The following is a 19,252-nucleotide window of genomic DNA, read 5'->3' on the forward strand; positions in this document are numbered from 1 at the left end:
CATTGAGTCATTTTTTTGGACGTAGAGCCTCTCATTTGTGGACTTTAATTTAGGGTTTAGAAATTAAAACTTAGAGTTTGAAACATTATGATAAAAAACTATTTCAAAATCGCTTTGCGAAACCTGTGGAAGCATAAGGTGTTTTCGCTTATTAATATAACAGGCCTATCCATAGGGATAACGGCCTGTTTTTTTATTTTTATGTACGTGGGTTTTGAGCTGAGTTATGATAAATTTCATAGCAAGGCCGATAGGATTTATCGTCTGGTGACAGATATTAAAACGCCTACAGAGACGATCAATACCGGTGTAACAGCCTGGCCCTTCGCGCCTAATATTAAAGCCGATTTTCCGGAGGTGGAGTCATTTGTACGGGTAAGCGGTGGTAGCTTTTTGGTTAAAAAAGGTAACGTAAAATTCCAGGAGGAGAAATCGGCCTTTGCCGATTCGAGCTTTTTTAAAGTGTTTGATTTCAAGCTGATTAAAGGCGATCCTAAAACCGCCTTATCCGAAATAGCGACCATTGTATTTACAGAAAGCGCGGCAAAAAAATACTTTGGTAATGCCGACCCAATTGGCCAAACTGTTTTACTGACCGGCGATGCCATACCCGCCAAAGTAACCGGAGTAATGCAGGATATGCCCGAAAACTCGCAGATTAAGGCTGATATGCTTATTTCGATGGTATCGCTCACGCAAAAGTTCAACAAAGACCTGGATAAATCATGGGGCAATTTTGGGGCATCAAGCTATTTACTGCTTAAACCCGGCACCGATCCTAAAAGGTTGGAAGCCCGGTTACCCGCTTTTTTAGAACGCCGAAATGGTGACGAAGAGCGTAAAATGCACATGTCGTACAAATTATTTCTGGAGCCTTTAAAGTGGGTTTATTTGCATTCAAAACGCGATGCGCAGGGAGGATCTGGCAGTATTACCAATGTTTATATTTTTAGTATAGTTGCCGTTTTTATTTTGCTGATAGCCTGCATCAACTTTGTTAACCTTACCACAGCCCGCTCTGTTGAACGCGCCAAGGAAGTTGGTATCCGTAAAGTGGTTGGTGCCGAAAAATCGCAATTGGCCAGCCAGTTCATTGGCGAATCGGTGGTGCTGTGTTTAATCGCTTTTGTGTTTACCATTATTCTCTCCGTTTTGCTGTTGCCTTTATTTAATCAATTGGCGGGTAAAACTATCAGTACAGGAATATTCAGTAACTGGTATTATGTGCTTATTCTTTTTTGTACAGCGGTGGCCATTGGTTTTATAGCCGGTATTTATCCTGCACTGGTGTTATCATCATATATGCCGGTGTCGGTATTAAAAGGACGTTTTGCCAGCAGTAATAAAGGCAATACGTTGCGCAAAACCCTGGTTATCGCGCAATTTAGTATTTCAATATTTTTGATCATCGGCACCATTATGGTGTACAGCCAAATGAGCTTTATGCAAAACCGCGATCTGGGTTTTAGTAAAGACCAGATGCTTGTTTTGGATACCAATGGCGATCCCGCCGGTAATGCCCTTAAAGAGGCGCTTGCTTCCGTTCCGGGTGTAAAATCTACGGCGATGTCATCAAGTGTGCCCGGTGGCGGTAACCCTGGTGCATACTCAGAGATAGAGAACAAAAAAGGCGATCTGCAGATTGCCAACCTTGATCTGTATTTTGTAGATTGGGATTATGTAAACCAGTTTAAAATCAAGATGGTTGCCGGCCGTTCTTTTTCCCGTGAGTTTGGTACCGACACCGCCCAGGCTATGTTATTAAATGAGGCGGCGGTTAAGTTATTTGGGTACAGTTCGCCACAGCAGGCTATTGGCAGGCGTTTTAAACAATGGGGCCGCGAGGGTAAAATAGTAGGGGTGATGAAGGATTTTCATTTCCGTTCGTTACAGGAAGTTATTAAGCCCTTAAGTATGCGCATCGAACTGAAAAATATTCAGCTCATTTCCGTAAAAATGTCAACCCAAAATACAGCTTCAACATTGGCCGCCATAGAAAATAAATGGAAGGTGCTGATACCCAACAGACCGTTTAGCTATTACTTTTTAGATGAATTTTTTGACCGGCAATACCGCGCGGAGCAGCGCTTTGGCAAACTGTTTCTCAATTTTGCGGTATTGGCCATATTTATTTCCTGCCTTGGTTTGTTAGGCCTGGCATCCTATAGCACATTGCAGCGTACCCGCGAGATAGGTATCCGCAAGGTATTGGGCGCGACTGTCCCCGGTATTGTTAACTTACTTTCGCGCGACTTTTTGATATTGGTAGTCATATCTTTTTTTATCGCATCGCCGCTGGCCTGGTGGTTTATGCATAGCTGGCTTAAGGATTTCGCGTACCGTATTGACATAAGTCCCTGGATATTTGTAGGGGCTGGTGTTTTAGCGACAGTGATTGCCCTTGGTACTATCAGTTTCCAGGCTATACGCGCCGCTATGAGTAACCCGGTTAAAAGCCTCAGAAGCGAATGAAGGTAGAGGCAAGAAATTAGAGTCAGGAATCAAGAGAAAAAGGCCGGGTGTAATATCAATCACCCGGCCTTTTTTGTTGGGTATTACATAGCCTTTATGGCTGTTTTCGGATTGATTATTTTATATATTCTTAGCGTTACAACGAAACAATAATTCAATTATTCATTATCTTTAAAAAGATAAGTTGTGAGGTGAAAATTCATAATGGTTAGAATTTGTATATCTGCACATTGCAGAATTTACGCCTAAATCAAGGGCTATTTGTGTATCAGACGCTGTGTTTTTTGTGTATCATAACCGGACACTTGCTGTAACAGAAGCGTACGCCTTAAATATCTATTGTGGTATTAAGTTATTGAAATACAGTATTTTAATTTGTGGCATGTGTTTTTGTAATCACTATTCAAAATATATCAAACTACAGTGGACAGAAAAATTGAAAAAAAGACCTGGAACAGCAAACGAATACTTACTATAGCTGGTATTACAGGCATTATTTTATTGATTGGAGGGGTTATTTACGCCACATCTGGTAAAAGTAAATTAGATGTTGATACCGAACGTATAACTATAAGCACTATCACCAAAGGCCCTTTCCAGGAAAATATCCCGGTTAATGGTACCGTAATGCCGCTTACCACTATTTTCCTTGATGCATCTGAAGGCGGCGTTGTTGAAGAAAAATATGTTGAAGATGGCGCTACCCTGAAAAAAGGTGACCCTATATTAAGAATGTCAAATACGGATTTGGAATTAACTTTAGCAAACCAGGAGACAGCAGTTTACGGTCAGCAAACACAAATGCAGATATCACATAACAACGCGTCGCAAAGTACCATTGCCAAATTGAATACCATGGCCGATGTTGATAATGCTTACAAAGAAGCCAAACGCATTTATGATCTGGATAAAAGATTGCTTGACCAAAAGGCGATAGGCTTACAGGAATATCAATCGGCTAAAAATACCTATGATTACCAGGTAAGCCGCCGCAAGCTGGCTACCCAAATACTTACCCAGGATACTTCGCTGGTAAAACAACAGGATGCGCAATCAAAAGAGCAGTATGCACAAATGAGAAGCGCGCTTGAGTTAATGCAGAAAAAAGTTGCTCTTTTAACTTTGCGTGCTCCTATTGACGGCCAGCTTACCAATATGGACGCCGAAGTAGGGCAAAGCAAAAATAAAGGCGAACACTTAGGCCAGATAGATGTACAATCGGGCTTTAAAGTAAGGGTTGATATTGATGAGCATTACCTGTCCCGCGTATTCCCCGGCTTGAAAGGTAACTTTCAATTTGCCGATAAAACCTATAACCTGGTTATAAAAAAGGTGTTTACCATTATTACCGCGGGCCGTTTCCAGGTAGACATGCAATTTGTGGGCACGGTGCCACAAGGCATCCGCAAAGGGCAAACGTTACAGGTAACCTTAGCGTTAAGCGATCAGATCACCGCGGTTTTGGTACCTAAAGGAGGCTTCTATCAGCAAACAGGCGGTAACTGGATATTTAAAGTAAGTGAAGACGGTAAAAAAGCTTACAAGGTTAACATACAACTTGGTCGCCAAAGTCCTGATTATTATGTAGTAACAGATGGTTTGCAGCCTGGCGATAAGGTAATTACCTCAAGCTATGAAACCTATGGTGATATACAGGAACTGGTGCTCAAAAAGTAGCTAAGCTACTGCAACGAAACACTGACAGTGAGCGTCTTATAAACAGAAATTGATTAAATAAATAAAAATATAAAACCAAATCAAAAAACAGAACCAATTGTAAAAGGCTGGTTCAGGAGGGGCAAATGATAAAAATTACTAATCTCGAAAAATTTTACCGCACAGAAGAGGTAGAAACCATAGCCTTAAACAAGCTATCAATTGAAATTGCAACGGGCGAGTTTGTGGCCATCATGGGTCCATCTGGTTGCGGCAAATCAACATTACTTAATATTTTAGGTATGCTGGATGATCCGGATGAAGGCAGCTACATTTTCAATGAAATTGAGGTTGCTCATTTCACCGAACGTAAACGTGCCGATTTGCGTAAACACAACATTGGTTTCGTATTTCAAAGCTTTAACCTTATTGATGAGCTTACCGTATTTGAAAACGTTGAGTTACCATTAATTTATACCGGTGTACCGGCATCTGAGCGCGTAAAAAGGGTAGAGGAGGTTTTGGATAAAATGCAGATCATGCACCGCAGAAACCACTATCCGCAACAATTATCGGGTGGTCAGCAGCAACGTGTAGCAATTGCCCGCGCGGTTGTAAACAAACCAAAACTGATCCTTGCGGATGAGCCTACCGGTAACTTAGATAGTACCAACGGTAATGACGTAATGGAACTGCTAACAGACCTTAACGAGCAAGGAACAACCATCATTATGGTTACTCACTCTGAACATGATGCACGTTACAGCCACCGCATCATCAGGTTGCTTGACGGCCAGGCCGTTGTAGAAAACATTATGGTTTAAACCATAAATCGTTCTACCCCCAACAGAAAGATAGTTTATATAAGTTAATAGTGAAAAGCGACCCTTCCCAAACGGGAAGGGTTGGCTTGTTTTACACCAATTTTTTTGTCATTAAATCATTTGCGTTGCATCATTAGGTCATTATTAAATGGCGTTTATATTAGTAGCTACAAATGGAATAATAACAACGCAGCGAAATGACTGAATGAATCAATGATGTCAAATTTGCTCTTTAAACGAACTAATGAACCTACATCATGATTAAAAATTATATCAAAACAGCATACAGAAGCCTTCGTAAAAACAGGGGCTTTACTACCATAAATATTATGGGGCTTGCCCTTGGGTTGGCTACCTGCCTGCTTATTGTTTTATATGTAGCCGATGAACTGAGCTATGATAGATACAATGACAAGGCCAGCCGGATTTACCGGGTTAATGAAGATCTTAAACTTGGCGATAACGCCGTGAAATACGCGGTTTGCATGGCTCCCTTAGCCAAAACGCTCATTGCCGAGTATCCATTTGTAGAAAACGCTACCCGATTAAAAAATGCAGGCACATCGCATGTAAAAAAGGGTACTTTAAATATCTCTGAAAATCGGGTTGCTTTTGCCGATCCGTCTTTGTTCAGCGTTTTTACCCTGCCTATGATTAATGGTAATGCTGCATCGGCATTGGTTGAGCCCAACAGTGTTGTTATTACCGAAACCACCGCCCAAAAATATTTCAACAGTACCAATGTAGTAGGTAAAACGCTGCTGTTTAATGATAATACACTTTGTAAAGTAACCGGTGTAATTAAGGATGTACCGCGGCAATCGCATTTTAACTTCGATTTTTTTATATCGATGTCCTCCTTCCCGGATAGCCGCTCAACCGAGTGGCTGCGCAGCGATTATAATACCTATGTGCTTTTAAAAGATAAATCATACGCAAAACAGTTGGAAGCCAGCTTCCCGGCTTTGTTAGAGAAGTTTAGCGGCGCGCAAATGAAGGCCCAATTGAATTTAAGCTATGCCGAGTTTGAGAAACAAGGTAGTTTTTTCAGACTTAACTTAATACCACTTACCGATATTCACCTTAAATCAAACATCTCTGGCGAGTTGAGCGCAAATGGCACCACGCAATACGTTTATATATTTTTGCTGATAGCGGTTTTCATATTGCTGATAGCCTGTATCAACTTTATGAACCTATCAACAGCGCGTTCGGCAAACCGGGCACGTGAGGTTGGCGTACGCAAAGTGTTAGGATCGGCCCGTAAGCATTTGATAGCCCAATTTTTAACCGAATCGGTATTGGTTACCATTATTTCTACGGTTTTGGCTTTCGTAATCGCCTTGTTTTTATTGCCGTTATTTAACCAGCTTTCAGGTAAAGAGCTGGCTATCAATGCCTCGTCTATGGTATGGATTGTACCTGCTTTAGTTGCTATAGCTTTGTTTGTAGGTGTATTATCCGGTTCGTACCCCGCGTTTTACTTGTCGGCTTTTCAACCTGTTGATGTGTTGAAAGGTAAATTGGCCACAGGGTTTAAAGGCAGCAGGCTGCGCAGTTTTTTTGTGGTGTTTCAGTTTTCTATCTCCATATTCCTCATTATCGGTACGTTGGTTATTTACAACCAGCTTAACTATATCCAAAGCAAAAACCTTGGTTATAACCGCAGCCAGGTACTTGTAGTAAAAAATGTTTTTGAGCTTAACGGGCAGGCTAAATTGTTTAAGCAAAAGGTTAAGGAATTACCCGGTGTAATTAATGCTACCATGACCGGCTTTTTACCAACTTCCGGCTGGAAAAATACCGCCATTTATTTCAGGGACGCAAGCATTAACGAAAAAACATCCCTGTTTCCGCAAAGCTGGCAAATTGATGAAGATTACATTGGTACGCTGGGTATGAAAATGGCTGCCGGTCGTAATTTTTCAAAAGATATGGCTACCGATTCCGACGGGGTGATGATCAACGAGGCAGCTGCTAAATTCCTGGGCTTTAAAGATCCTGTAAATAGTGTTATTTATAAGGCCACGGATAGCAAACACGATTTAGCACACACCAAGCAGTATCGTGTATTGGGTGTGGTAAAAGATTTTAACTTTAACTCGTTGCATGAAAACGTTAGTCCGGTGGTAATGACATTGGCCGAAAATAACGGCGCCTTAAGCATCCGGTTAAATACCAATAATCTAAGCCAGCTAATGTCGCAAATCAACGCGGTATGGAAGGATGTAAACCCTAACGTGCAGATCAATTATTCCTTCATGGATCAGGATTTTGATGCCACCTATCGTACTGAACAGCGCACGGGGCAAATCTTTATCATTTTCACCGCATTGGCTATCATCATTGCCTGCCTCGGCTTATTTGGTTTAGCCGCTTACGCTGCCGAGCAGCGCACTAAAGAAATAGGCATCCGCAAGGTATTGGGAGCAAGTGTTGCAGCCATCGCCGGCATGCTTTCAAAAGATTTCGTAAAACTGGTTGGTATTTCTATACTAATAGCATCGCCTTTGGCCTGGTATGCAATGAATAAGTGGCTGCAGGATTTTGCTTACCGCATAAACATTCAATGGTGGGTATTAGCTCTGGCCGGCATCGCCGCGCTACTGATAGCCGTTGTAACCGTTAGTTTTCAATCCATCAAAGCAGCAGTTGCCAATCCGGTGGATAGTTTGAAGAACGAGTAATTTCAGTTTGTGGTTTGCAGTGGGCAGTTAGCAGAAGGCTATAGTCAGGTAGCAGTTTTTTGAAATTTAAAGATCGATGCAACCTATCGCGTTTTTTTGCCGTCTGATAGTAAGTTAAAAAACCTTTGAATTTTTACTTACATAGCGTTTGAGAATTAATTTCACAAACTGAAAATACTTTATACTGATAAACAATACATTAGCTTTAGGCTTTGTGCATTCTGCTTTTAGCTTCACTTAACACCTTTATTCATCTGCATATGTTCAAAAATTTTATCAAAATAGCCTGGCGTAATTTATGGCGTCATAAATCATTCACGCTCATCAATATTTCTGGATTGGCAATTGGCATGGCAAGCGCCGCGCTTATTTTATTCTGGATTCAGAACGAGTTGAGTTATGACCAGTTTCATGAAAATAAATCGCGCTTGTATGTGGCTTATAACCGGGCTGTTTTTGATGGTAAGCTTTGGTGCTGGAATACTACCCCTAAAATATTAGGTAAAACGCTGAAACAGGATTACCCCGCAGTTGAAGAAACCGCGCGGACAACACAATCCAATTTTTTATTTACCATTGGCGACAAACACCTTAACCTGCCCGGCTACTTTACCGATCCCGGTTTTTTAACCATGTTTAGCTTTCCCTTAATTAAGGGGAACCCTAAAACGGCTTTAACTACCGTCAATTCATTGGTAATTACCGAAAAAACAGCCATTAAACTATTTGGTAACGAAGACCCGATGGGCAAAGTGGTAAGGATAGATAGCGTTGATAACTTTACGGTTACCGGCGTAATGAAAGATTTACCCAATAACACCCGTTTTGACTTTGAATATCTTATGCCCTGGAGCTACCTCAAAAAAACAGGTGGCGATGATACTTACTGGGGCAATAATTCTGTACAAACCTGGGTGTTGGCTAAACCTAACATTACCGAAGAGGCGCTTAACAAACAGGTTATCAATGTTACCAAATCGCACTCCGATCAAAAAGACGATGAGGTTTTTATGCACCCGGCCAGCAAATGGCATTTATATTCCAAATTTGAAAACGGGAAAATTGTAGGAGGGAAGATCGGTTCTGTAAGGCTGTTTGGAATTATCGCCCTGTTTATCCTGCTCATTGCCTGTATTAATTTTATGAACCTCAGTACCGCCCGTAGCGAAAGGCGTGCCCGTGAGGTAGGCATCCGTAAAGTGGTAGGCGCGCAAAAAGGATCATTGATAGCCCAATTTTTGGGCGAAAGTATTCTGTTAGCTTTTATTGCTGGTATCATTGCCATTGTTATAGTGCAGGTGAGCTTACCCAGCTTTAATCAGCTTACGCAAAAGCAATTATATATACCATTTAATAGCATTTACTTTTGGCTTGCAGGGCTAAGTTTTGTTTTATTTACCGGTTTGGTTGCAGGTAGTTACCCTGCATTTTTCCTGTCGTCCTTCAGACCTGTTAGTGTATTGAAAGGAACTTTTAAGGCGGCCAATGCTTTGGTTACGCCGCGTAAATTACTGGTTGTTACACAGTTTACATTCGCAATTGTACTCATTATATGTACGGTTATTATTCATAACCAGATGAGGTATGCGCAAAACCGCGATTTGGGTTATAAAAAGAATAACCTGGTTTATACCATGATGTCGGGGAGTATTGATAAAAACTATAAAATGATCCGGTCAGAACTAATCAGCAGCGGCGCGGCGGTATCTGTAACCAAAACCAGCGCACCGATGACCGAAGGCTGGAGCGATAGCTGGGGATTTGACTGGAAAGGAAAAGACCAGAGCCAAAAGATAGATTTCAATGTATTTAATGCCGACGGCGATTTTGTGAAAACCATGGGCCTGCACATTGTAGCGGGCAGGGATATAGATATTGCTACCTACCCAACAGATTCAACCGCCATGATCCTGAACGAAGCCGCGGTTAAGATCATCGGTTTTAAAAACCCGGTTGGTCAGATTATTAAAAACGGCAACAACAAGCCATGTACTGTTGTAGGGGTTGTACAGGATTTTATCCTGCAATCGCCTTATCAACCGGTTAAGCCGATGATTATCCAGGGGCCAAAATCGTGGTTCAACGTAATTCATTATAAACTGAACCCTAACAACAGCACTGCAGATAACCTAAAGAGAGCCGAAGGTGTGTTTAAAAAATTCAATTCGGAGTATCCTTACGAATACCATTTTGTTGATGAAGAATACGCCAAAAAATTCAACGATGAACAACAGGTAGGTACCCTTGCCAGTTTATTTGCCGGCTTAACCATCTTTATATCGTGCCTGGGCTTATTCGGACTGGCGGCTTATATGGCTCAAAACCGTCAAAAAGAAATCAGCGTGCGCAAGGTGTTAGGGGCATCAGTTTCTAATTTAACTGGGTTGTTATCTAAAGAATTTTTAACGCTTGTTATTATCTCTTTCATAATTGCCTCGCCAATAGCCTGGTATGGTATGTATACCTGGCTTAAGAGCTATCCATATCATGTCAGTATCGAAATATGGGTATTCCTGCTTGCCGGCATCTTAACTGTTATAGTCGCCTTGGGAACTGTAAGCTTTCAATCAATCAAAGCGGCTTTAACAAACCCGATCAAGAGCTTACGGAACGAATAGGAGGGGGGAATAGAGGTTAGAATCAAGAATCAAGACAGGAACAAAATCAGCGGGTCAATTAAAACTGACCCGCTTTTTATTTCTGTTGAAGCTTGTCTCTTGATTCTTTTCCCTCCTACGGTTTTTGTCTTAACTCTTGATTCTAACCTCTTGACTCTTTTCCCCATTGTATCATAAACGGACGCTGCCTGTTACATAAGCGTACAGTTTTTAATTAGTGATTTTGATTTAATATATTGATATTCAATTGTTTAAAACTTTGGTATATTATTGATACTTTAATACTAAAATGATCACTATTATTGTTTACAACAAAAAATGACTAACACTAATTCACAAACCATCTAATCCACCAAACAACAATGTTATCACTTCAACATATTTCAAAATACTACCAGGTAAGCGGACTAAAAAATTACGTGCTTAATGACCTGAGCCTCGAAGTTGATGAAGGCGAATTTATCTCTATTATGGGACCTTCAGGCTCTGGTAAATCTTCTTTATTAAATGTTATTGGTATGCTTGATGAGCCATCAAGCGGCTATCATTATTTCGCAGGGCAGGCAGTTCATCAGCTTAAAGAAAAACAACGCTCGGCATTGTATAAACAATACATCGGCTTTGTTTTCCAGGCCTATCACCTGATTGACGAACTTACCGTTTATGAAAACATCGAAACCCCGCTAATTTACCAGGACTTTAAAAGCAGCGAGCGTAAAGCCATGGTGGCCGATATTTTGGATAAATTTAATATAGTAGGCAAAAAGGATCTTTTCCCGGCGCAGTTATCGGGCGGTCAGCAACAATTAGTGGGTATTGCCCGCGCTTTGATTGCCAAACCTAAACTGTTACTGGCCGATGAGCCTACTGGTAACCTTAACTCAAAACAGGGCGAAGAGATCATGGAGTTGTTCCGCAAGCTTAATAAAGAAGATAAGGTAACCATTATACAAGTAACCCACTCCGAAAAAAATGCTGAGTACGGTACGCGCATCATTAACCTGCTCGACGGTAAAATAGCATCATCACACCAACTCTGATCATCCATATAGTAATGCGATATTTTAAATTTATATTTTTTAGTTTGATTGCCGTGCAGGCCATTAATGCGCAGGCGCAAACAGATTCTGTTCTTTCCATAAGGCAATGCGTTGACATCGCCATAAAAAACAACCTCGACGTAAAGAAAAGCGAACTACAGATGGAACGTCTTGAGGTTGGCTACCAACAAGCCAAGGAATATTTACTGCCAACCATAAACGGCGCGGTTAACCACGGTATTAACAACGGGCGTAACATTAACCCTTTTACCAACAGCTATGTTACCCAGTCGCTTACTTATGGTAACTATAGCCTTAATGGTAACCTTACCTTGTTTAGCGGGATGCAAAACTTAAATAACATTAAGCAAACATCACTTTCATACCAGGCAGGCAAAATGGACTTTCAGCAAGCTAAAGATCAAATTACCATTAACGTAATTACGGCTTATTTGCAGGTGCTGGATAATGCCGAATTGCTCGGCCAGGTTGCCAACCAGTTAGATGTATCAAAAAAACAAGTTGAACGCCTGGATATATTGGAAAAAGAGGGCGCCAATAAGCTGCCATCTGATCTGTATGATTTAAAAGGTACTTACGGCGATAACCAGTTGAACTTAGTATCGGCTAAAAATGCCTTAGAGGTTTCAAAACTTAACCTGATGCAGATGCTGAATATCCCGTACAATAAAAGCCTCAAACTGGAGCCTTTATCCGTACAGGACGTATCCACGCAGACAGGCGCGAGCTCTGATCAGGTATATGACGCCGCGTTGCAACAACTTGCCTATATTAAAGCTGCCGAGCTAAGAAGCAAAAGCGCCGAAAAGGGCGTTAAAGTGGCGCAGGGAGCTTTATTGCCTACGCTTTCATTGGGTGCCGGTATTTTCACCAACTATTCCAGCGCTGCGCAAAGTTCAAAGTTTATTGATTCAACCACGGTGAACACCGGCTCTTTTGTAAACGGAGCTGGCGGTACTAAACAGGCTGTTTATGCTACACAGGCTAATTACAGCAACCATACCATTGGCTACTATGATCAGTTTAAAAACAACTACAGCACACAGGTTAGTTTAAACCTGCAGATTCCTATTCTTAATTATTTCCAAAACCGCAATAAGGTAAAATTGGCAAAAATTAACCTCGAAGAAGCAAAATATGTAGAAAACAATACCAAGATAGTTTTAAAGCAAAATGTTGAACAGGCCTATCTTAACATGACATCGGCCTATGAGCGCTACACTGTTTTGCTTGAACAGGTAAAAGCTTACGGCGAATCTTTCAGGATTGCTGAAATTCGTTTCAACAACGGCGTTTTAACTTCTTATGATTTCGTTTTAGCTAAAAACAACCTGGATAGATCGAAGATTAACATGATTAACGCACGTTATGATTGCTACATCTACAACAAAATATTAGATTACTACCAGGGAAAACTTACATTATAACGGTTGCCAAATATTGGGGATCGGTAAAAAGAGATTAAATTTATCCCAGCAATTTGATCGTTGATATCCGGCTTTATATTTTCTACCGCTAAAGGCAGGAAATATAGACCGGATATTCCTAATTTAGCGCTGGCCTTAACCTCATCATCTAAAGCGTTAAGGTCGATTTACAAACTTAAACACCTATGAAAATGAAAAAAACAATTTTACTTTCTTTAGCTATTTTACTGGTATCGGCAGGGCTTGCGTCTGCCCAGGTTATTCCAAGTTTTTCTTTTGGGGCCAAAGCGGGGCTTAATTATTCAACTTTTCCGTCAAATGGATTATATAACAATGATAACAAAGCAGGCTATTTGGCCGGTGTTTGGGCGAGAGTAGGCGGGCTTGGTTTTAATTTTCAACCAGAGCTTTACTATACTTCAAAAAACATCGACATTAAAGATGAAGCCGGAAATACCAACAAAGCAAAATTTACCAGTGTTGATTTACCGCTATTGGTTGGTGGTAAAATTGGAGCCTTTGGTTTAGGCGGTCGGTTTTATGGCGGTCCAGTTTTTTCATTCTCTGTAAATAAAGATCAGAGTTTATCGGGCGCTACAAAAGAGGCGGTAAATTTGAATTACAAAGACGCCAATTACGGCATACAACTTGGCGCTGGTCTTGATATCAGAGATTTTTCTGTCGATCTGCGTTACGAAGGTGGTTTAAACAAAATTGGTTACGGGCCGGATAATTCTCATACCAGGGTAAGCCTTTTCAGCCTGTCATTAGCTTACAAGATATTTTCTCTGTAAGCTAATAGCCTCCAAAAAAGATCAAAAGACCTGTCGTAAATGGCGGGTCTTTTTTGTTGGCATGTATTTTTATTTTGATATGATTCGGGCAGCAAAGGAGAGGATGTATCGTATCAATAATTGTTTTTTTTGTATTATAAATTCAAGCTAAATCGGCATAATAGTATTATACTTATTGTATTTAGTACACCTATATTTATCTACCATTTGTATTACTGCAAATACCTGGATAAGGTGTACCATTATGTTTAAAAATTTTAAACCAACCGCCAGCGTTGTTACTCATATTGCCGGCATTTTTTTTCTGTTGATACTAATTAGGCCATGCGCGGCCCAGGTAAAAGATACTGCATCAAACCAGATACGGTTAAACCAGGTAGGCTTTTATCCTAATGGCATAAAAACAGCAGTAGTTTTAACAGGGAGCCCGGCCGTATTTACCATCCAAAATACTAAAAAGCAAGTTGTTTTCACCGGCAATTTAAAGGAATCTGTTAAACCTGCATTTTCTGGAAAAACAACTTACATAGCCAATTTTACAGCGCTACAAAAAGCAGGCGAATATAAATTATATATAAAGGGGCTGGGTTACTCATATCCGTTTTCTATCAAAGAGAATATTCATCAAAAATTAGCCGCCGGCCTTATTAAGGCTTATTATTTTATGCGGGCATCTACACCGATTACTGCAAAATACGCAGGCAAGTGGGCCAGGACCGAAGGACACCCCGATACAAGCGTTTTAATCCATCCGTCTGCCGCGAGCGATAAAAGGCCTGCCGGTACTATTATATCGTCCCCACGGGGCTGGTATGATGCCGGCGACTACAACAAATATGTAGTTAACAGCGGCATCAGCACCAGCACATTGCTTTCGTTATACGAGGATTTTCCGGATTACATGAAATCAGTAAAACTTAATATTCCGGAGAGCGGAAATGGCCTGCCCGATTTACTGAATGAAGTCTTATGGAATTTACGGTGGATGCTTACCATGCAGGACCCTAATGACGGCGGCGTATATCATAAATTAACCAACGCCGCATTTGATAAATTTGAAATGCCGGACAAAGATAAAACGCCAAGATACGTTGTGCAAAAAGGAACTGCCGCGGCCTTGGATTTCGCGGCGGTAATGGCGCAGGCGTCCCGAATTTTTAAACAATTTCCGCAACAAACACCAGGCCTGGCCGATTCTTGTTTAAAGGCCTCCAAAAATGCCTGGAAGTGGGCTGTTGAAAATCCTAAAGTGGCATATCGGCAGGAAGAAAATAACAGGAAGTTTAGTCCACCGGTAACAACGGGAGGTTATGGCGACTACAATTTTACAGATGAATTTATCTGGGTCGCGAGCGAATTATTTGTGACCACTCACGATGCGGATTATTTAAAGCATATCAACCTTTTACCCGATGACAAAATGCCGGTACCAACCTGGGGGCAGGTAAAACTTTTGGGTTATTATACTTTGCTTAAAAATGAGAATCAGGCAGATGTTAAAGCCGTTGCCGATTTGCCGGAAATAAAGAAACGACTATTAGCCGCAGCTGATGAGCTGATCAATGGGGTAGAGGACAATGCCTGGCAAACCGCTATGACATTATCTGTAAAGCATTTTGGCTGGGGAAGTAATTCCGAGGCGGCTAATGAAGGGGTAATGCTGCTACAGGCCTATAATTTAACACACAATAAAAAATACCTCGATAACGCCCTTGCCAATCTTGATTACCTTTTAGGGAGAAACGCTGCCGGGTACGCTTACGTTACCGGTTATGGTAGTAAAACACCTATGCACCCGCACCATCGTCCGTCGGCAAGTGATGGTATTGTTGATCCTGTTCCGGGTTTGTTGGTAGGTGGCCCTAATCCTGGTATGCAAGATGGCATCAAAGTACCTTCGAAAGTGCCGGATGAAGCTTATATTGATGATACAAGAGCCTATGCCGCTAATGAAATAACCATCAACTGGAACGCCCCGATAGCTTACTTAGCCAATGCTATAGAAGCTTTGCAGCTACAACTTCAACATACTTCAAATTCAAAACCGACAAAATAAAATATCTCTCAAATTCAAATCAATCAACAAATGCGAAAAATTTACATAACGGCAGCAAGTTTATTTTTGCTCCATGTAATTTCCCAACCGGTACAGGCTCAAACAAAACCGTCATCAACCGCTATTGATAAAAAAGTGGATGCCTTGATAGCTAAAATGACGCTGGAGGAAAAAGTAGGGCAAATGACCGAAGTTGCCTCTGATGTGGTATCCAAAACCAATGTACCTAATCACCAGCTCGATGCCGATAAATTGAAAGAGGCTATCATGAAATATCATGTGGGTTCTATCCTGAATGTAAGCGGACATGCTTATGATCGCGCGCATTGGTATGAGGTGATCTCTACCATACAAAAAGCGGCAGACCAGGACCGCCTAAAAATCCCGGTTATTTATGGTATCGACGCTATTCATGGTGTAACTTATACCACCGGTAGTACACTGTTTCCGCAGGAGATAGCTATGGCAGCAACATTTAACCGTGATATAGCCCATAAGGCAGGGGAGATCACCGCGTATGAAACCCGAGCCAGTTATATCCCCTGGAATTATTCGCCGGTATTGGATTTAGGTAAATCACCATTGTGGCCACGTATCTATGAAACTTTTGGCGAAGATCCTTACCTGGTTAAAACCATGGGAGCAGCCATTATAAAAGGCTACCAGGGTAACAATGTTGGCGATAAATATCACGTTGCCGCCTGTATGAAACATTACCTGGGTTACAGCTTTCCGTTGAGCGGGAAAGACCGTACGCCTGCCTGGATTCCGGATCGTTATATGCGCGAGTACTTTTTACCTTCGTTTACCGAGGCTGTAAAGGCCGGTGCCAAAACATTGATGATCAACTCGGGCGAGATTAACGGGGTACCAGTACACGCCAGCAAATACCTGCTTACCGATGTACTGCGTGGCGAACTTCATTTTGAGGGTGTAGCTGTAACCGATTGGCGCGATATTCAGTATCTGCATGACCGTCACCATATAGCCGCAACCCAAAAAGACGCCGTGATGATTGCCGTGAACGCGGGTGTTGACATGAGCATGGTGCCTTATGATTATACCTTTTTTACCTATCTGGTTGAATTGGTTAAAGAAGGTAAAGTGCCGATGAGTCGCATCAATGAAGCCGTGCACCGCATTTTGAAAGTAAAATACGAGCTGAATTTATTTGACCGCCCGGTTGGTAATCCGGAAGATTATCCAAAATTCGGATCGGAAGAATACCGCCAGGTAAGTGTACAGGCGGCCAATGAAGCCATTACCTTACTTAAAAACAATAACCATATCCTGCCGCTTAAAAAAGATATGAAGGTACTGGTAACCGGCCCTACGGCTAATACCATGCGTTCATTAGATGGTGGGTGGAGCTATACGTGGCAAGGTGATGAGTCGGATAAATTCGCGGCCGGCAAAAACACCATTTTGGAGGCAGTGCAACAAAAAATTGGTAAGGATAATGTAAGCTATGAAGCCGGTGCCGCATTTGATAGCCTTCAAAATATAGATGAAACCATCAAAGCCGCTAAAAAAGCTGATGCGATAGTACTTTGCCTTGGAGAATTATCCTATACCGAAAACGTAGGTAATATTGATGATTTGAATTTACCGGCTGCCCAGATTCAGTTAGCGCAAGCTTTGGCAAAAACTGGTAAACCGATAATATTAGTACTTGCAGAAGGCCGGCCACGTGTTGTTACTGATGCCGAAAGCCTGTCTGCCGCTACCGTAATGGCTTATTTGCCCGGCAATGAAGGTGGAGATGCTATTGCCGGTGTTTTATTTGGCGATGTAAATCCATCTGGCAGGCTGCCAGTTACCTATCCTCGTTATACCAACGCGTTAAACAATTACTACCGTAAAAATTTGGAGAACGGTAATTCTGATGATAAACATGGCTACAATCCGCTGTATGAATTTGGCTATGGTTTAAGCTATACCACTTTCAGCTACAATAACCTGCACATCAGCAAGCCCCAATTAAAGGATAATGAAGTTTTAACAGTTACTGTTGATGTTAAAAATACCGGGGCGATTGAAGGTAAAGAATCGGTTTTATTGTACACCAGCCAATCATACGCCAGCATTTCGCCGGATACCAAACGGCTGAGGGCTTACGATAAAATTTTATTAAAACCAGGCGAAACAAAAACGGTAAGCTTTAAGATTACGCCAAAAGACCTAGCGTTTGTAAATGATATAAGCAAAACAGTTACCGAAGCCGGAGAATTTAAAATCCAGGTAGGCGACCAAACCCAAACGTTTAACTATGTATCTGCTTTAAGCGCTCCTTCAAGAACAGGAAAGTTGTAATACCGTTAATATGCAAACAAAAGCACCGTTATTAAAGATGACGGTGCTTTTGTTATGATAATAGGTGTTGTTTTTATAACCAATTTTGCTTCTTACCTTTGCTGGCCAACTATTAATTATGCCGCAGATGAAAAAGATTTTGTGCACAGGACTAATACTAATAACGTTTTGCTTGAATTTTTCCTGTTCAAAAAGTAATAGCCCTACTCAATCACCAATCAAAACACACCCGGTTGATACGCCGGTAACAATTGCCAAGGGGGCCGACGTGAGCTGGGTTACCGAAATGGAAGCAAAGGGGATTAAATTTTATGATAAAACCGGTACTCAAAAGGACTTGTTTGTATTACTAAAAAGTTTGGGGTTTAATTCCATCAGGCTGCGGGCATGGGTAAATCCAACAGATGGTTATTGTAACACTGCCGATCTGTTAACCAAAGCGATTCGCGCTCAAAAACAGGGCTTTAAAATCATGATTGATTTTCACTACAGCGACTATTGGGCTGACCCTGGCAAACAAACCAAACCCGCCGCCTGGGCCTCTCTTGATTTTGTAACACTTACAGCTACCTTGCATGATTACACCAAAAGTGTGATGAGCACTTTAAAGGACAACGGCATAGCACCCACCTGGGTACAAATTGGCAACGAAACAAATGATGGAATGCTTTGGGAAGAGGGGAGGGCCTCAAAAAGCATGGCCAATTTTGCAGCATTAATTAAAAACGGTTATGCCGCGGTTAAGGAAGTTAGCCCCGCTACTAAAGTTATCATCCATATCTCTAACGGCTATGATAATGGTTTGTTTAGGTGGATGTTTGATGGCTTAAAAGCAAACGGCGCAAAATGGGATATTATAGGCATGTCTTTATACCCATCAAAAACAAACTGGTCAACCCTTGATGCGCAATGCTTTACTAATATGAACGATATGGTTGGCCGTTATTCAACCCCTGTTATGGTGGTTGAAGTTGGGATGGAGGCAGGTGCACCTGCTGAATCAAAAGCTTTTCTTTCGGATATTATCAGTAAAGTAAAATCTGTTGACAGCGGGAGTGGTTTAGGTGTTTTTTATTGGGAGCCGGAGAGTTATAACAACTGGCAGGGTTATGCTTTAGGTGCTTTTGACACTACGGGTAAACCCACTAACGCTTTAGACGCATTTGCCGATTAACGCTTTACTCTATACATGCTATTAATAGTAATGAGAACCAGTCCTGTGGGCCGTTTTTTTTGCAATCAAATACGTACTCAAGGCCGCTGGGCATAAAAATGATAATCACAACAGGTATTTTAAGCTTAAAGCAAACTATTTTAACTGTGAAACCGTAAAAAGGGCATATT

At 41.5% G+C, this 19,252-nt stretch carries 11 protein-coding genes; all 11 read left to right on the plus strand.

The window, feature by feature from the left end:
- The first annotated feature begins 87 nt into the window (after positions 1-87).
- The 11 genes from QWZ17_RS20910 to QWZ17_RS20960 all read left to right on the plus strand — a co-directional run bounded on the left by QWZ17_RS20910 (position 88) and on the right by QWZ17_RS20960 (position 19,082).
- On the plus strand, positions 88-2,472 hold the full coding sequence (locus tag QWZ17_RS20910) for an ABC transporter permease (RefSeq protein WP_290307255.1): 2,385 nt from the start codon (positions 88-90) through the stop codon (positions 2,470-2,472).
- Between the two features lie 423 nt (positions 2,473-2,895).
- Complete coding sequence (locus QWZ17_RS20915) at positions 2,896-4,149, plus strand: efflux RND transporter periplasmic adaptor subunit (RefSeq protein ID WP_290307256.1); 1,254 nt, start codon at positions 2,896-2,898, stop codon at positions 4,147-4,149.
- A 125-nt stretch (positions 4,150-4,274) separates the two neighbouring features.
- Complete coding sequence (locus tag QWZ17_RS20920; protein WP_290307257.1) at positions 4,275-4,952, plus strand: ABC transporter ATP-binding protein; 678 nt, start codon at positions 4,275-4,277, stop codon at positions 4,950-4,952.
- 257 nt (positions 4,953-5,209) lie between these two features.
- Positions 5,210-7,639 (plus strand): ABC transporter permease, encoded by a 2,430-nt coding sequence (locus QWZ17_RS20925; protein WP_290307258.1) that lies wholly within the window; start codon positions 5,210-5,212, stop codon positions 7,637-7,639.
- Between the two features lie 260 nt (positions 7,640-7,899).
- The gene (locus QWZ17_RS20930; RefSeq protein ID WP_290307259.1) at positions 7,900-10,257 is read left to right on the plus strand and encodes an ABC transporter permease; all 2,358 of its coding nucleotides are present in this window, start codon (positions 7,900-7,902) and stop codon (positions 10,255-10,257) included.
- A 362-nt stretch (positions 10,258-10,619) separates the two neighbouring features.
- Positions 10,620-11,297, plus strand: coding sequence for an ABC transporter ATP-binding protein (locus QWZ17_RS20935; RefSeq protein ID WP_290307261.1), 678 nt, complete (start codon positions 10,620-10,622; stop codon positions 11,295-11,297).
- A gap of 14 nt (positions 11,298-11,311) precedes the next feature.
- On the plus strand, positions 11,312-12,745 hold the full coding sequence (locus QWZ17_RS20940; RefSeq protein WP_290307262.1) for a TolC family protein: 1,434 nt from the start codon (positions 11,312-11,314) through the stop codon (positions 12,743-12,745).
- 191 nt (positions 12,746-12,936) lie between these two features.
- Positions 12,937-13,539 carry a porin family protein gene (locus tag QWZ17_RS20945; RefSeq protein WP_290307263.1) on the plus strand — a complete coding sequence of 201 codons (603 nt, stop codon included), beginning with the start codon at positions 12,937-12,939 and terminating at the stop codon, positions 13,537-13,539.
- A gap of 244 nt (positions 13,540-13,783) precedes the next feature.
- Positions 13,784-15,595: a glycoside hydrolase family 9 protein gene (locus tag QWZ17_RS20950; protein ID WP_290307264.1), complete on the plus strand. Its 1,812-nt coding sequence runs from the start codon at positions 13,784-13,786 to the stop codon at positions 15,593-15,595.
- A gap of 30 nt (positions 15,596-15,625) precedes the next feature.
- Positions 15,626-17,908 carry a glycoside hydrolase family 3 N-terminal domain-containing protein gene (locus QWZ17_RS20955; RefSeq protein WP_290307265.1) on the plus strand — a complete coding sequence of 761 codons (2,283 nt, stop codon included), beginning with the start codon at positions 15,626-15,628 and terminating at the stop codon, positions 17,906-17,908.
- Positions 17,909-18,080: 172 nt separating this feature from the next.
- Positions 18,081-19,082, plus strand: coding sequence for a glycoside hydrolase family 53 protein (locus QWZ17_RS20960; protein ID WP_290307266.1), 1,002 nt, complete (start codon positions 18,081-18,083; stop codon positions 19,080-19,082).
- The last annotated feature ends 170 nt before the right edge of the window (positions 19,083-19,252 follow it).

The sequence above is a fragment of the Mucilaginibacter flavus genome (assembly GCF_030409315.1).
Lineage (GTDB): Bacteria > Bacteroidota > Bacteroidia > Sphingobacteriales > Sphingobacteriaceae > Mucilaginibacter > Mucilaginibacter flavus.

Bases quoted from the DNA above. Each gene is read 5' to 3' on its own strand.
- QWZ17_RS20940 (WP_290307262.1), top strand. From the start codon at position 11,312: ATGCGATATTTTAAATTTATATTTTTTAGTTTGATTGCCGTGCAGGCC.
- QWZ17_RS20925 (WP_290307258.1), top strand. From the start codon at position 5,210: ATGATTAAAAATTATATCAAAACAGCATACAGAAGCCTTCGTAAAAAC.
- QWZ17_RS20910 (WP_290307255.1), top strand. From the start codon at position 88: ATGATAAAAAACTATTTCAAAATCGCTTTGCGAAACCTGTGGAAGCAT.
- QWZ17_RS20945 (WP_290307263.1), top strand. From the start codon at position 12,937: ATGAAAAAAACAATTTTACTTTCTTTAGCTATTTTACTGGTATCGGCA.
- QWZ17_RS20930 (WP_290307259.1), top strand. From the start codon at position 7,900: ATGTTCAAAAATTTTATCAAAATAGCCTGGCGTAATTTATGGCGTCAT.
- QWZ17_RS20955 (WP_290307265.1), top strand. From the start codon at position 15,626: ATGCGAAAAATTTACATAACGGCAGCAAGTTTATTTTTGCTCCATGTA.
- QWZ17_RS20920 (WP_290307257.1), top strand. From the start codon at position 4,275: ATGATAAAAATTACTAATCTCGAAAAATTTTACCGCACAGAAGAGGTA.
- QWZ17_RS20950 (WP_290307264.1), top strand. From the start codon at position 13,784: ATGTTTAAAAATTTTAAACCAACCGCCAGCGTTGTTACTCATATTGCC.
- QWZ17_RS20935 (WP_290307261.1), top strand. From the start codon at position 10,620: ATGTTATCACTTCAACATATTTCAAAATACTACCAGGTAAGCGGACTA.